The 15696-nt window shown below is 42.7% G+C and carries 13 protein-coding genes; 2 read left to right on the plus strand and 11 right to left on the minus strand.

From position 1 onward, the window contains the following. Positions 1-7: 7 nt before the first annotated feature. The 4 genes from G509_RS0111630 to G509_RS0111645 all read right to left on the minus strand — a co-directional run bounded on the left by G509_RS0111630 (position 8) and on the right by G509_RS0111645 (position 7135). Complete coding sequence (locus G509_RS0111630; protein ID WP_026991687.1) at positions 8-1459, minus strand: glycoside hydrolase family 30 protein; 1452 nt, start codon at positions 1457-1459, stop codon at positions 8-10. Positions 1460-1584: 125 nt separating this feature from the next. After that, a complete protein-coding gene (locus G509_RS0111635; RefSeq protein WP_026991688.1) occupies positions 1585-2475 on the minus strand; it encodes a hypothetical protein in 891 nt (296 codons plus the stop codon). A gap of 7 nt (positions 2476-2482) precedes the next feature. Then, positions 2483-3994 (minus strand): RagB/SusD family nutrient uptake outer membrane protein, encoded by a 1512-nt coding sequence (locus tag G509_RS0111640; protein ID WP_026991689.1) that lies wholly within the window; start codon positions 3992-3994, stop codon positions 2483-2485. 18 nt (positions 3995-4012) lie between these two features. Then, positions 4013-7135, minus strand: a complete 3123-nt coding sequence (locus G509_RS0111645; RefSeq protein ID WP_026991690.1) for a SusC/RagA family TonB-linked outer membrane protein — start codon at positions 7133-7135, stop codon at positions 4013-4015. Positions 7136-7594: 459 nt separating this feature from the next. Here G509_RS0111645 and G509_RS0111650 point away from each other — a divergent pair, with 459 nt between their 5' ends. After that, on the plus strand, positions 7595-10477 hold the full coding sequence (locus tag G509_RS0111650) for a triple tyrosine motif-containing protein (RefSeq protein WP_026991691.1): 2883 nt from the start codon (positions 7595-7597) through the stop codon (positions 10475-10477). 65 nt (positions 10478-10542) lie between these two features. Here G509_RS0111650 and creD read toward each other — a convergent pair whose 3' ends face one another. Both creD and G509_RS0111665 read right to left on the minus strand, forming a co-directional pair. After that, a complete protein-coding gene (gene creD, locus G509_RS0111655) occupies positions 10543-11943 on the minus strand; it encodes a cell envelope integrity protein CreD (protein ID WP_081663293.1) in 1401 nt (466 codons plus the stop codon). Between the two features lie 343 nt (positions 11944-12286). Then, entirely contained in the window at positions 12287-12616 is a 330-nt protein-coding gene (locus G509_RS0111665) for a hypothetical protein (RefSeq protein ID WP_131450719.1), read from the minus strand. A gap of 64 nt (positions 12617-12680) precedes the next feature. Between G509_RS0111665 and G509_RS23645 the strand changes: the two genes are divergently transcribed. Then, positions 12681-12965 (plus strand): hypothetical protein, encoded by a 285-nt coding sequence (locus tag G509_RS23645; RefSeq protein WP_026991695.1) that lies wholly within the window; start codon positions 12681-12683, stop codon positions 12963-12965. Here the strand turns inward: G509_RS23645 and G509_RS0111675 are convergent. The 5 genes from G509_RS0111675 to G509_RS0111695 are packed head-to-tail and all read right to left on the minus strand — an operon-like array spanning position 12962 to position 15396. After that, on the minus strand, positions 12962-13291 hold the full coding sequence (locus G509_RS0111675) for a hypothetical protein (RefSeq protein ID WP_026991696.1): 330 nt from the start codon (positions 13289-13291) through the stop codon (positions 12962-12964). The two genes, G509_RS23645 and G509_RS0111675, sit on opposite strands and share 4 nt — an antisense overlap. Positions 13292-13295: 4 nt before the next feature. Continuing rightward, positions 13296-13718 carry a hypothetical protein gene (locus G509_RS0111680; protein ID WP_131450717.1) on the minus strand — a complete coding sequence of 141 codons (423 nt, stop codon included), beginning with the start codon at positions 13716-13718 and terminating at the stop codon, positions 13296-13298. Positions 13719-13776: 58 nt separating this feature from the next. Then, complete coding sequence (locus G509_RS21985) at positions 13777-14436, minus strand: DUF1361 domain-containing protein (protein WP_051200172.1); 660 nt, start codon at positions 14434-14436, stop codon at positions 13777-13779. Between the two features lie 56 nt (positions 14437-14492). Then, positions 14493-14789, minus strand: coding sequence for a winged helix-turn-helix domain-containing protein (locus tag G509_RS0111690; RefSeq protein WP_026991698.1), 297 nt, complete (start codon positions 14787-14789; stop codon positions 14493-14495). A gap of 4 nt (positions 14790-14793) precedes the next feature. Further along, on the minus strand, positions 14794-15396 hold the full coding sequence (locus G509_RS0111695; protein WP_026991699.1) for a hypothetical protein: 603 nt from the start codon (positions 15394-15396) through the stop codon (positions 14794-14796). Positions 15397-15696: the final 300 nt, after the last annotated feature.

The following is a 15696-nucleotide window of genomic DNA, read 5'->3' on the forward strand; positions in this document are numbered from 1 at the left end:
TTTAGGCTTAATAAACCAACGTTTGTATGCCGTGAGCCGGTATGGTATTTACTACTTTCTCGGTTCCGATGATCAGGTTGTAGGTAACCTTTTTGTCGCTTGTATTCATAACCACAGTAGCCATTTTTCCATCTTTATTTATAAACGATGCGCTAAGCAACTGGCTGCGGCTTACTGCGCTGCTAACCAGTTTAGCCTCTGGCTGTACAAATTTTGAAAAGTGGCCTATGTAGTAGTACGATGGCGTGTAAATAAGCTTGCCCGTTTTAGTATCGGCATGCAGTGGTGCAAAGCAAAAGTTGCCAACATGGTTAGGGCCGCCTTTTTCGTCTAACAGCACATTCCAGTCGGTCCAGCCGGTGGTACCGTTATTAAAATCGTTTATAAGCGATTCGCCATAGCGCTCGCCGTTTGGCCAGTACTGTAGTTTGGCAGCATCGTACTGCTCTACGCAACCCTCTGTAAACATAAGGTTCTTGTCAGGGTAGGCCTGTGCCACTTTTTGCACGTTCTGGAACATTGGCTTGCCGCCCGCCCAGGTTTCGTACCAATGAAAACCCATACCCCAGGCATATTTAGCCGCTTCTGGGTCAGAGAAAATTACGTTAGCACGCTGGTTCATAAGGTCTCGGTTATGGTCCCACACAATAATCTTTTTGTCGCCCAACTCTTTTCTGATTGTTGGTCCCAGAAAGTTTTTAAGAAAATCGCGCTCGTCTTCGGCAGTGTAAATGCACGACTCCCAGGTTTGGGTGGCCATAGGCTCGTTTTGCACGCTTAGGCCCCATACGGGTATGCCTTCTTTTTCGTATGCCTTAATAAACTTAACGTAGTAGTCTGCCCATGTTTGGTAGTACTCCGGCAACAGCTTGCCGCCTTTAAGCATGTTTTTGCTATCCTTCATAAAAGCGGGTGGGCTCCACGGGCTAACGTATACCGTAGTAGTGTTGCCGGCAGCTTTTAAAGCCTGCTTTATAAGCGGGATACGGAATTTTTTATCGTGGTCTACGGTAAACGATTTTAGGCTTTTGTCGCCCTCTTTAATGTAGGTATAGCTGCCGCTGCTAAAATCGCAGCTGTGTATGTTGGTACGGATAATAGAGTACCCAATGCCTTTATCTTTATCATAATAGGCATTTAAAAATTCTTTTTGATCGGCCGGTGTAAGCTTAGCAAACACTTCGGCACTGGCATCGGTAATGGCACCGCCTATACCTAAAATGGACTGGAATGTTTTTTGAGGCTCTACAAAAATAGATATCTCTGTTTCCAAAGGCTGTTTAGATGCAGCAAAAGTAAGATTGCCTGTTTTAGATATGCGTAGGTTAATGCTATCGGCAGTTGTGTAAACGGTTACCTGTTTGCCTTTTGCCGAGTAATTTTTTTGGTTTGCGCCCTGTTGTGCCCATAGTGTGCCGCAAAGCAGCAGGAGGCAGGCCGCTATTTTATTTTTCTTCATTATAATTATTGTATTGGATGCACAGATTGATGATATATGCCATTTTGATAAAAGGGGAGGGCTATTTAAAAAATAGCCTGTAATCAATAAAGAATACAGGCTATAAGTAACTAACCCAAAAATTATTATTCGTACATGCGTAGAGACACGTTTGATATTGTTATAGAATTAACGCCATTTGCGGCACCACTTCCTGATTTTACAAGGAAATAATAAGTACCCGCTTCGTTAATTTCTACATCCGAACCTGAACCTGAACAGGCTAAAGCTGCAAGTTGGCCGTTAAATGGAGTATTACCACAACCAGCCCATGTGTTAAGGCCAATTTTAGTACCGCCATCGCCGTAGTCGCTACCTTGTGCAGGCACGGCAGCACCTAAGTATACCTCAAACCAGGTATCTGTAGAGCCCGGGCCCTCTACATGCATATCAATTTTGTATTTTCCCACCTCAAGGTTTACAGCCTGATAAATACCTTTACCACTATAGTTGGTATCTCCACCACTTACCGTTGCACTGCCATTATTAAATGTCCAGACAACAGCATTGTTGTTAGAGATATTAAGTACAGTCCAGTCTGATGCAGTTTCAAAATTAGGGCTTAAGAGTAAATTATCTCCCAAAGCATAGGTTGTAACAACAAAAGTTTGTTCTGTAACACTATTTGTACCACCAATAAAACCAACAACCCTGTGCTGTAGCGTATACGTACCTGGTGTTGCAAAATTAAAGTTCATTGTAGCATCTCCTATAACTTCTCCAGTAACAGGATTTTCCATAGCAAATTCGCCAACACCTACCCATTTCCATGTGTGGTATTGTACGTTAGCATCTGTAGTGCCTACTACAGTGTAATGATTACCATCTGGTGTTGTTGCAGAGTATGTAGCATCTATGGCAGGCTGGGTTAAGGGGTTGCCCGAAGTTACTTCTTCTGGCGTACACCCAATAAATAACCCCGATGCTGTAACTACAGCAGCAAAAAAGCAACTTTTTAAGATTGTATTTACTTTCATAAAAATATTAGTTATATGCAGGGTTTTGTTTAACTTTTGTGTTTTCTGTTTCTTTAATAGGTACAGGTAAATGCTCGTGCTTACCGGCGGTAAAGCCTCTTGATGCAAGTACTGTAGCAGCCCTTCCGGTACGTACAAGGTCGTTCCAGCGGTGGCCTTCGCCAGCCAGCTCTAACCTGCGCTCATCCCATATTGCCTGTAGCGATACCGGTACAGATGCCAGGCCTACACGGGCACGAACAGCATCAAGCAATGCCTGTGCACGGGCGCCGGTTCCGCCAAGGGCTTCAGCCTCCATAAGGTAGGTATCGGCAAGACGAATTACATAGCCATTTTGCCTGTAGTTAAGCTCCCAGTTACCACCACCTGTAGTTTTATCAACTTCAAGAGGTAAGAATTTTTTAAGGAAATAACCTGTATCCATGTAAGCAGGGGTGTAGTTAATAGCACCGGCTGCTTTAAGGGCGCCAAGATCTTCAATAGTAGAAGCAAAACGAGGGTCGCCTGCCATAAAGTTGGCAAGGTCTGTAGTAACAGGGTTAAACGCCCAACCCGTTTGGTATTTAGGCGCTGTAGGTGCAATAGCACTGTAACCACGCGGGCCAACCATAATGTTTACGGCATTGCCCTCATCTACACCATTACCCCAGTTATCCCAGATAACATCACTTTTACTGGTGTGCGATGCCTCCAAAATAGACTCACTATTAAATTTATTGTCAATTACCCAAAGGTCGGCATAGTTGGCAAGCAGTTTATAACCGTACTGGCTTGTTTGGCCCGGTGTACCGTTAACCTCTGCAAACTGAGCGGCAGCTTCGGCATTTTTACCTTGAAAAAGGTATACTTTACCTAAAACAGCCTGTGCAGAACCTTTTGTAAAACGGCCAGCCTCTGTAGTAAGGTCTACCGTGTTAGGTAAAGACGGGATAGCCTCAAGCAAATCCTGCTCTATTTGTGCATATACAACCGCTGGGGCCGATTTTTCGATCTCATAAAACTGATCCTGTGTAAGGTTGGTTGTATAGAACGGAATTTCGCCAAAAATGGTTACTAACTGAAAGTAGTAGTAAGCACGCAACGCTTTTGTTTCGGCTGTAAAACGAGCCCTTGTAGTGTCGTCCATAGGCACATCAGGCAATTTTACCAACAGGGTGTTAGCCCTGAAAATGCCTTGGTAATAATCGCTCCAAAAGCTGCCCGGCATGCTGGTAGGGTTAATGGTATAGTTAGAAAAACCCTGTATACCGGCACCATCGGTAGAGCTACCGCCACCGGCATAAAAATCGTCTGACCCGGCATTAAACATGGCAACCATATTTTCGAAACCACCTACCTGCTTCCTCATAATATCATAAGTAGCAACAAGCCCCTGGTATGCCTGGGTTTCGTTTTGGTAAAAGTTTTCTTCAAGGTACGTACCTGTAGGCTGAACCTCTATAAATTCGTCGCTGCACGAAGCCATAAACATGGCTACCGATAGCGCAAGAAAGCTGTGTTTAAAATGTATTTTTTTCATTTTTCAATTTTTTTTTAATTAGAACGCTAAGTTACACCCTAACATAAACGATTTTGCCTGAGGATAATATCCACGGTCTATACCTCCAACATCGCCACCAATTTCCGGGTCGTATCCTGTATATTTTGTAAACGTAAACAGGTTTTCTGTAGTTACATAAATTCTTGTTTTAGACAAACCTACCTGTTTGATAAGGTCGGCTGGTAAAGAATAACCTAACTGTATAATTTTGATCCTGAAGTAGTCGCCATCCTGCAGGTAAAAATTAGACATACGTGTAAAGTTTTTGTTATTATCTGATGTAGAAAGCCTTGGGTAGGTGTTAGATGTACCTTCGCCTGTCCAGCGCTCTAAGGCATTAGTTTGCCAGTTGGCATTACCAAGATCTAACCTGCGTAAGCCCTGGAATACTTTGTTGCCCGATACACCCTGGCCAAATGCCATAAGGTCGAAGCCCTGGTACTCAAGGTTAATTGTTAAACCGTAAGTAAAGTTAGGTAGTGGGTTGCCAAGATATTTTCTGTCATCGTCGTCTGTAATCTGTCCATCATCATTTAAATCTTTCCATTTAAAGTCGCCCGGTACAGCATCCGGCTGTATTACAATACCTGCCGAGTTGGTGTACGAATCGATCTCTGCCTGGTTCTGGAAGATACCGTTAGTCTGGAAACCGTAAAATTCGTTAAATGCGCTGCCTACTTCGTAGCGGGTTAGGGCACCCATAGACTGGAAGCCCGGGCCTGTATTAAACTCACGGTCCTGGCCTACATAAGTAACCTTGTTTTTAAGTGTAGAGGCGTTACCGCTTACACTAATATTAAATTCGCCAATTTGCTTGCGGTAGGTTAAGCTTAGCTCTACACCAGTATTTTCCATATCGGCAACGTTACCCTGTGGCTGTCCTGTAGCACCTACATAGCCCGGTAACTGGATACCCTGAAGTATACCTGTAGTTTTCTTTTTGTACCAGTCGAACTCTAAGCTTAAGTCTCTAAATAAAGTAGCCTCGAAACCAACGTTGGTTTGTGCAGTTTCTTCCCACTTAAGGTCTGGGTTAGATGGAGCATTAGGGCTGTAACCTACTACTACATTACCTTGGTTGCCAAGTGTGTAGTTACGGCCACCGCTAACTAATGCCAGGTATGCGAAGTTAGGAATGGCATCGCTACCTACAACACCATAACCTCCACGGAATTTTAATGTGTTAACAACAGTATTCTCTTTCCAGAAATCTTCTTTAGTTGGAACCCAGCCTAATGAGAATGATGGGAAAGTACCGTATTTGTTGTTAGAACCAAAACGAGAAGAACCGTCTCTACGGATAATACCGGTAAACAGGTATTTTTCTTTGTAATCGTAGTTAGCCCTTGCAAATAAAGAGCTTACAACGTGGCGGTTACCTGTGCTTGCCCATGCATTAATATCATCGGCAGGTGTAGCCCAGTTAAAAGAAGCCTCGGCATGCGTGTTAACCGGCTGGTTAAAATACGTAACACCTTCGCCACTTGTAATATCATCTTCATAAGCAGCCTGGCCCAAAAGCACTGTAAAGTTATGGCTGCCAATTAGTTTGTTGTAAGATATAGTGTTTTCTATATTCCAGCCAAAACCTTTGTTAGTTTCTCTGTAAAGGCTATTTTTAGTATTGTTTAAAATACCGTTTAGGTACGATATTGGCGTAAAGCTTTCGCTACCCCAGTAAGCAAGCTTACCGCCCACGGTAGAGCGTATTTTAAGGCCTTCTATTGGCATAGCCTCTATATAAGCGTTACCCACAAAGTTATCTGCCCAGCCGTAGTTGCCATCGCGTATTGCGGCATAGGCAAGGGGGTTAGACATTTCGTTAGCTACAGCGCTCGATATACCGTAAAAGTTTCCATTAGGGTCTTTAACAGCATATTGCCCATATTCGCTGCTGTTAGGCTGGTTAGCCACATCGGCAGGCGATACTGTTAGCGGAGTAACAGGGTCTAACGCGATAGCCGAAGCTAACGGGCCACCAAACTCGCCGTTTGTATTACCAATACCTACTGTTTTTTCGTGAGAGTAACCCACATTTTGCCCAATTGTAAAGTATTTGCTTAGCTTGTGCGTAGAGTTTATCCTGATGTTTTTACGCAGGTAGTTAGAAATATCGGTCATAACGATACCTTCCTGATCGGTAAGGCCTACAGACATATAGAATGTAGATTTTTCGCTACCGCCACTAACGCTAAACTCGTGCTGGGTACGTTGCGCGCTTTTGTTAAAAATTACATCCTGCCAATCGGTTCCTTTACCAATATTGGCAGCGTTAGGGTAAGGTAATTGGAAAGTTCCACCTGTAAACCCGTTGGCGTACTGCTCGTTACGTAGTGTAGCATATTGTGTACCGTTTAAAAGGTCCAGCTTTCTTGCTGCCTGAGAAAATCCTGCAAAACCATTATAGGTTACAGAAAATTTACCGGCTTTACCTTTTTTAGTAGTTACAAGTATTACACCCGCAGCAGCCCTTGCACCGTATATAGCCTGAGAAGCAGCGTCTTTTAATACTTCCATAGACTCGATATCCGACTGGTTTAAGTAGTTAATACCACCGTTGTCTACAATAACACCATCTACCACCCAAAGTGGGTTGTTGTTGTTAAAAGACGTGATACCCCTAACACGTATAGTAGCTGCAGAACCCGGCTGACCCGCGTTTTGCGCCACAAATACACCCGATGCCCTACCTTGTAAAGACTGGCCTACGGTTGTTAACGGTAAATTTTCCAGATCTTTAGATTTAACGCTGGATATGGCACCGGTTACCACACTTTTCTTTTGTGTGCCGTAACCTACAACTACCACTTCTTCTAATGTTTTAGCCTCCGGGGCTAAGGATACATTAATAGACGTTTGGCCATTAATTGCAATTTCCTGGTTGGCATAACCAACATAGCTAATTACCAAAGTGGCACTTGGGCTTGCCATAATTTGGTAGTTACCATCTATGTCTGATGATGCACTGTTAGAGGTACCTTTTACTAATACAGAGGCACCGGGAACGGGCAGGCCGTTTTCATCTGTTACCTTACCAGATACGTTAGTATCCTGCGCCCATGCGCAGAGCGTAGATAACAGGCAGACAAAATAAAAAAATCGTAATTTTAATAATTTCATACTCGTTAAAATTTGGGTTGATTATTTATTAATAATAAGCAATATTACTTATTTTTTTTATAAATCAGCAACTTAAAATCGCTACAAAAACCCATCAATCGCAAAAAAATACTATATAAAAACACATCAATAATAATATAAATATCTGATTATCAAATTTATATAAAAAAAATGTATTGTTACCGTTATGTTAATTTTATAAATTTACCCCTACAAATAGCCTATTTTTAATTACAACGTTGTAGCTATTTCTGTATCAAACGTTTAAGTTACTCGACAAAACCTATATTTCAACGGTTTTTGGCACAAAAATTATATGTTTAACAATGCTGTTTTTGCCTTATATTTGGCAAAATTACTTAAAACAGCAGCCCAAAATCGCGAGCAAACGGCAAATTGCTACCGTTTAATACAACGTTGTCGCTGGATTTGTAAGATTTTTTAAAGAGCACTATTTTTATGAAGAGTTGGTTGTATACAGTTGCCCATTTTGTAACCCTTTTATTTTTTGTTATGATGCCTCAATTTTTAAAGGCGCAGGTAAAAGATATTGGGTTGCCAAAAATTATAAATTACAAGAAAACCGAATACGGGGGCGGGTCTCAAAACTGGGATATTGCCCAGGATAAAAACGGCAACCTGTATTTTGCAAATACAAGTGGGCTGCTGCAATTTAATGGCACCTCATGGAGCAAGTACAGCATACCTAATGCTACCGTACGCGCGGTAAAAATAGATGGTGCCGGTAAAATATTTGTGGGTGGCTATAGCGAGTTTGGCTATTTTGATACCAATGCCAATGGTAAGCTTATTTATCATTCCCTTTCTAAACTGGTTGGCCCTAATGCCAAAAAAATTATCGATTTTGTTTGGAAGGTGCATATTGTAGGCGATGAGGTTTTTTTCCAGACGTTTTATCGCACTTATATATATAAGGACGGAAAAATTACCATACTGGAGCCGCCCAACCGTTTTCAGTTCTCATTCGTGGTTAACAACCGGCTCTATTTTCAGGATATTGAAGAAGGGCTGTTAGAATATAGAGATAACAAACTGGTTAAGCTTACCGGCACCGAAATTTTTAATAATACCGAGGTATGGGGTCTGTTGCCTTTTGAGCAGGATAAGCTGTTAGTGGTAACCCAGGACAAGGGTCTTTACATTTACGATAATGGCAGCCTGACCCCTTGGCTTTGCGAGGCCAACGATTTTGTAAAGAAAAACAACTCGTTGGGCGGCCGTGTACTGATGGATAAGTTTATAGTGCTTAACTCGGTATTGGATGGTATTATAATTTGCGATACATCGGGTAAGGTTATTCAGCACATCAATAACAAAAAGGGCTTACAGAATAACACGGCGCTAACATCGTTTGTAGACCGCACCAACAACCTGTGGCTGGGGCTGGATAACGGTATTTGCTTTGTTAATGAGAATTCGCCGTTTACGTACCTCGAATCCAGTTACGGGCTTGGGGCAGTGTATGCGTCGGCCATTTACGATGATAATTTGTATGTAGGCACCAACCAGGGCGTGTTTAGCCATAACTGGAAAAAGACTTTCAAAGAAGAATCGTTCACGCTTTTGCCGGGCACGGCGGGGCAGTCCTGGAACATGCAGGTTATAGACGGGCAATTGTTTTGTTCGCACAACCGCGGGCTCTTTACAATTACTAATGGCAAGGCCGGCAAATTTTTAGACGATAAGCGGGGCTACCTTAGTGTGCGTACCCTTCCGGGCAAACCAGGTTTTTTAATTGGGGCCAACTATCATGGTTTTGCCATTTTCGAGAAAACAGCTACCGGCTGGCAGTTTAGGAACCAGGTGGAGGGCTTTAATATATCCGACAGTAAATTTACTACAGATGGTGTTAACGTGTGGCTTCGTAAAGACGTGGCGTATAAGCTTAAGCTGAGTGCCGATTTGCGCCGCTTTAACACCGTATCTACCTACGATAGCCTCGACGGAAAGCTGAAAGGCATTACCAGTGTGCAGCAAATTAACGGGGTGGTGTACTTTCAGTCGAATAACCGTTTTTTTACCTATAACGCACTGAACGATAATTTTACCGAAGATAAAAAACTGAGTGCCTACTTTAAAAAGCTGCCTACTATAAGGTATTGTTTTGAAGACAACAAAGGCAACATTGGCTATTTTTATGGCGAATCGTCTATGGGGATGTTGATGAAGGCTGCCAACGGAACGTACCGTAATGTGCGGTCGTCTTTTTCGCCGCTTACGGGCAATTTGGTGTACTTTTTTGAGTCGGTTAATACTATAGACAACAGCGATATATTTATAGGTATAACAGAGGGGTTGGTGCATTACAACCCGCAAATGCAAAACCTGCATCCGCAAAAGCCAAAGGCATTTATCAGGTCGTTTACCTATGGTACCGATACCTTGGTAATAGGCAACATGGCTAAAATAGATGCCATACGCGTGCCGTATAAATTTAACGGTGTAAAATTCACGTTTTCGTCGCCGGTGTATGATAACCCCGAAAACATTCGCTTTAGCTATAAACTGGAAGGTTTTGATGACAACTGGAGCAGCCCCACCAATGTGCCGGTTAAAGAATATACCAACCTGCACGAGGGCAGCTACCGCATGCTGGTTAAGGTAATTGATAGTTATGGTGTAGCGTCAGATCCCGCGGCTGTTTCGTTCGAGGTGGCCCCGCCGTTTTACCGCCACCCCATTGCCTACCTTTTATATATAGCCTTTATTGCCTTTGGGGTGTATTATGTGCGGAGGCGGCTACAGGCTAAGATTCGCAAAAGCAAATATTACGAAACGTTGGAGCAGCGCAGGCTGTATCTTGAAAAGGAAACCAAAATTCGCCAGGAGCAATACGAACTGGAAAAAGAAATTGAACGCCTTAAAAACGAACAGCTTAGGGTTAAAATTCTTACCAAAGATAAAGAGCTTGTAAACAACTCGTTGCAGGTGGTTAAAAAGAACAAGCTCCTTAACGGGATCATTCACAGATTGAAAGATATTGATGCCGAAGTTACCGATGAAGCTGCCAAGCAACGTTTTAGCAAGCTGCAAAAAACCATTGTAAAGGAGCTTACTACCGATAAAAGCTGGAACAACCTCGAAAAGCACATCCGTAACGTGCATTTTGATTTCCTTAAACGCCTTAAAGAGAAATATCCTACCATAACACCCCGCGAAATGGACCTTTCGACTTACCTGCTTATGAATATGAGCACTAAGGAGATTGCTGAGATCATGAATATATCTGACGGGGGGGTGGAGCTGGCGCGTTACCGCCTTCGTAAAAAATTAGACCTGCCCAGAAAAGAAAACCTTACCGGTTTTTTAATGAGTATATAAAAGCAAAATCCCCGCTTGTTGAGCGGGGATTCAATTCAATCTTCAATTTTTGAATTTTAAATGTGCTACGCATTCGCATTGCCCCAGTCTATTTTTCGGGAGAAATACATTACCGCTCCTAAAATTAAGAACAACCCAATGCTGCCTACTAAAAGGGCATAATTTTCGAGCTGGATAATCACGTAAATAAAGGCATAAAGTCCGCTAAGGGCTGTAGCAATAAAGGCGGGGAATTTAAAATTTTTGAGTATTGAGATGGAGTAGAGCCCTATCATGGCCACTACCGATAGCCCTGCAATTATATAGGCCAGCCTAAAGCTACTGTGCTCTGTAATAGAAATTAGCAGGGTGTAGAACATTATTAGCGCAAGGCCTATCATGGTGTACTGAAAAATATGGATGCTTATTTTGCTGACCGACTGTATCAGGAAGAAAATTAAAAATGTTAGTCCGATAATAAGAAACCCGTATTTAGAAGCGCGCTCGTTTTGCTGGTACTGGTTAACGGGTATGAGAAATTTTACATCAAAACTATAGTCTGATAAATTGGGCAGCGCCCCAAAATGCTGCTGTGCAAACGGCCTGTTTAGGTGCGATATCTTCCACTGGGCATCAAAACCGGTGGTAGATACCGTTTTATCATCGGGTATAAAATTGCCCTCAAAACTTGGCGATGCCCAGTTAGACGTCATTTTTGCCTGGGTGTTTTTACCAATCGGCACAATTCTAAGTGCTTCGCTGCCTTTGTATTGAATCTTAAAATCAAAATTTACAGCTCCGCCGGCAAAGGCATCCCTTAAATTAATGGCGCGCGTTTCCAGGGCGGCAACGGTATCTTTATCGTCGGGGTTTTCGGCAGGCTCAAAGGTGTATTGCTTCCCGCCAAGGGTTATGCCAACAGCGCCCTTTATACTGCGAATGTTGTTGGTTTTAACCACAATGCTGGCACTTTCCCACTTAATATTTTCGGCCGGTATATTGCGCGAACTAAAATCGGGGGTGGTGTAATTGCCCTTAAAATCCATAGCGGCGGTGTAGACAACCGACTCGTAATTGTTGCGTTTTTTGTGCTCTGTAGGCACATTGGCGGTAATAGTAAGGTCGTTAGGGAAGAAATACGCATAATCTGTAACCGTAGAACGCTGGTACGTAACCTTGTTGGTTTTCTCGTCGATAAGCTTATTTTCGGTATAAGTGATGTAAGGCACCTTAATAACGGGGCCGTACAGGTAAACGCTTTCGCCCCATTTCTGGTTAATTTCGTTAACCACATTTTCCTGGCGTTCAGCCCTTTCTAAAATAAGGCTCTTTACATATTGCAGCGGAATAAGCAGCACAAGCGTAAGCAGCCCCACCATAATAATTTTAGCAGTGCTGGATTGCATAAAACCCGGAGGGGGCGGTGGCGCAGGGTATTGAAATTCAGGTTGTTCCTGTTCCGGATTTTGGTTTTGGTTGATTTCCATGATTAAATTGGTTTAAAATTTATAACAGTTAAAAAATAGTAGATAGCTATAGGGCAGTTTAGTAGCAACAGGCCGCAACGCAATAAGAGTTTTGTTCGGTGTGCTTTAAAGAGGCATGCGCCGATAAAAAGGTTAATGAGGATGATGGTATTCACAAAAAAGGCGATAATAAAGTAGATAAAGAAGGTAAGTATAATGTCCCACTCATCAATAATTCTGGCCTGATATGCAAAGAATATCACCGACCCAATTATAAGTGATAGCAAGGACGATAGCAACGATATTCGCATCAGGCGCGTTACCACAACTTGTTCATCTTCCTCGGGAATTTCGATATCGGTTTTCATAATATAAAAGGGTCAGAATTAAAAACTATGTACACATACAGCGCAGCAATTGGTATGTTTACTAACAGTAGCCCGGCCCTGGTAAAAATTTCTTTTTGATATTCTTTAAATATAAAGCCGCAGATTATGAGTGATGTAAACACAACCGAGTTGACAAAAAAAGCCAGTACTACAAAACATAAACCGATGGGCATAATGGATTCGAAATGCGGGTCGGATAAAAAATACAGCAGCAATGCGGTGCCTATGGCAAAAGATGCTCCGGCAACAATTAGCGGTGCCCTTAAAAGCCATTGCATGGATTGAGAATGGTATGTGGGATGCATAATGGGTTGGTTTTACAATTAAATAACAAAGGATATTATGTAACTATATGTAATTGCTACAGGAATGGACAACCATAAAATGGCCGTATTTATAAGTATTTGCTTTATATGCCGGGTGTACATAAACAGGCAGATCAACATTATTACGGTTAGTGTTACTACTATTGCAAGGGCAAAGAGCAGAAAAGTAGAATATAAAAATAGTGCGATGATGTTTCCGGTTAACGCCAGCAGCATGCCTATGGTTCCAACCTTCAAAAACAATTTAAACACTACTACGGGTTGTTTTATAAACAATTCGATATCATCTTTTACTTCTTCCATTTTGCTGTTTATTTTGGATTATTAGTTAAGAAACCGTGCAAAGTGCATCAGTAAAAAGAGGTAGAAAAAAGCAATAGGAACATTGGTTAGCATTAATACAATGCCCGATACCAGCACCCTGTTATTTTGGCTATGATGCAGTGCCGCCGCCAGCATAAATAGCAGTACCGCTACGTTAAACACTACAGCCACAGCTACGTAGATGTGAAATTGCACCGCGAAAAGACTGCCTTTATCGGTATTAAGCAGTATGAGCAACAGTGTTGTACCAAATAGCAGGGTGGCTGTCCACACCACCACAGGCAGCGAGATAAGCCATTGTGGTATGTTGGTTTTTTGTCTGGTTATCATGGCGTTATCGTATTAAAAAAGCATCTTTAATACGCTCTACCGGCAGGTGCAGCAGCCCAAAATGATCTACATCATAAAAGCGCAGGGCGTTTTTGCCTTCTTTATAGCGGGCATAAAAATAGCCGGCATAAAACGGACACATGGTTAGCCCTACCGCCATAGAAAACAGTATGTTAAGACTGGTGCAGCCGTTGCCAAAAAGGTAAAACTGTACGGCAATTTCCTGCTTTAGCGAGTTGCCGTGGGCTATAAGCAGTTTATAAATATCCTCTTTTTCGGGCACTACCTTGCCGTAGCTGTTTATAAGCAGGTGGTTGCCCAGGTTCCTGCCCAGTGTACCGTCGGGGTAGGTAATCAGGTCGGCAACGGTAAGGTTTTTTCTTTTGCGTTCGAATTCTATGCGAACGGCCTCAATTTTTTCTTTCATGGTTTTCATAATCAGGTAAGATTTCACTTTGAAATTCAAAGTAGATTAATAAATTTTTTTACTTTTCAGGATCGTTGTACAGGCTGAACAACAGCAACATAAATGTGCCAAACCCCAGGGTTATGCCCCATGCGGCGCGATAGGTGTCGGCCGCGATAAGGCTCCAGAATATGTCTGTCGATAACTCAATAGGGCGTTGCAGTATATCCCAGCTGTTGTAGCGCAAAAACCGGCCAAGGTACAGGCCAAAGCCACACAGCAGACACGTAACCGTCATGCTCAGACTCGCAATTTTAGTGCTGAATTTTACAGCCAGGATGTTGTAAATGTTCTTCATAGAGGCAAGGCCAAACAGCAGCCCGCAGGCCGAAAAAGAGATAAGCAGCAGCACATCAAACCAAAAAGGTATACCGGCTTCGCGCTTAAGGTGGATAAAATCGGTTATTAAATAAGGCGCATTGGGCAGCAATAACAGCCAGCAGGCCAGGAGTGGGTAAAAGTACAGGGGCTTTTCTATAAGGTTAAGGCGCTGCATCATTAAAGCACTAAGTGCGAGTGGGGTATAGGCCAGGAACAAATTCCAGATTAGGAAAAAGAAATAGATATCCTGGGTAATTTTGGCGCGAACCAGCAGCAATGCCAGGCAAAAAACGGCAAGGGCAAACAGCAGCCAGTACTGTTTAAATTGGTGGGTTAGGGTAATTTGCAGTGTTTTCATAGTTTTAGTTTTATAAAGTACTTTGCATTTCAAAGTAAATGGTTAAAAAAAAGGGGTCAGCCTTTTTGTATTAATTTTTCCAGTGCATCAATATGGTCTTTAAACGCCTTGCGCCCCTCTTTGGTAGCCATGTAGCGCGTGTTGGGTTTTTTGCCTATAAACTGCTTTTCTACAGCAATATACGCTTCGGCCTCCAGGGCTTTGGCATGGCTGGCAAGGTTACCGTCGGTAACGCCAAGCAGCTCCTTAAGGGTGGTAAAATCGGCATAATCGTTAACCATAAGGATGCTCATAATACCCAAACGGATACGATGGTCGAAAGCCTTGTTGATATGTTGCAGTATGTTTTTCACCCGGTTATTGCTTACGGTCGTATTTAAAGTACATTACCGACCCATACACAATATGGCATACGCCAAAACCCAATGCCCAGAACTCCAGGCCGTAACCTATAAAATAAGTAGCCACGAGGCCAATAATAACGTTGGTTAGGCCCAGGTAGCGTACGTCGCGCAGGGTATATTTGCTGGCGTTAACACAGGCCAGGCCGTAAAATATCAGGGTTATAGGGGCAATTAGCCCGTAATGATGGATGCGCATAAGCAGCACTGCAAACACGCCACCCGTAGCAAGCGGAATTAAAAAGTTAACCGCCAACCTTTTAGAGGTATTGCTCCACAGGGCATCGCCCTCTTTTTTTGCCTTTTTTATGGTTAAGGCAAAGGCAGTTGTAACGGCCAGTACCAAAATAGCCGCAGCAATGGCCAGTATTAATTTAAAAGAACTATCGGCCAGCGTAACATGGCCGTTGTTGCGCGCAACGATCTCTCTGATGGCAAACGCCCCGGCCAATGCGTAAACACCCGCCATAATACCCCCAAGCCCGCTAAGGGAAAGGAATTGGGTAGACTTGTCCATCATCTTCTTGATGTCCTGGATATCTTTTAAATAATTTTCCATACAAAAGTACTTTGAATTGCAAAGTAAATTATAAATTTTGGATTGGCAATGTGGCGGGGGTGTTTTTTTTGAGGATTTTTTTTGGGAAAGGGGGATGCAGAACTGAGTTGTATTTTGTCGTTAAGCGGCAAGACAGTGTTAACAGATTGCTTCGTCGTGCCTCCTCGCAAAGACGGTATGTGAAGAAGGGTCTGTTAAGATTGAAACACACAATACCCGATTACGTCTTTGCGAGGAGGTACGACGAAGCAATCTTTTTTTAGGATTAGATTTTTTGGAAGACCGACCACAATATTTTTT

Source organism: Flavobacterium subsaxonicum WB 4.1-42 = DSM 21790 (genome assembly GCF_000422725.1).
Classification (GTDB): domain Bacteria; phylum Bacteroidota; class Bacteroidia; order Flavobacteriales; family Flavobacteriaceae; genus Flavobacterium; species Flavobacterium subsaxonicum.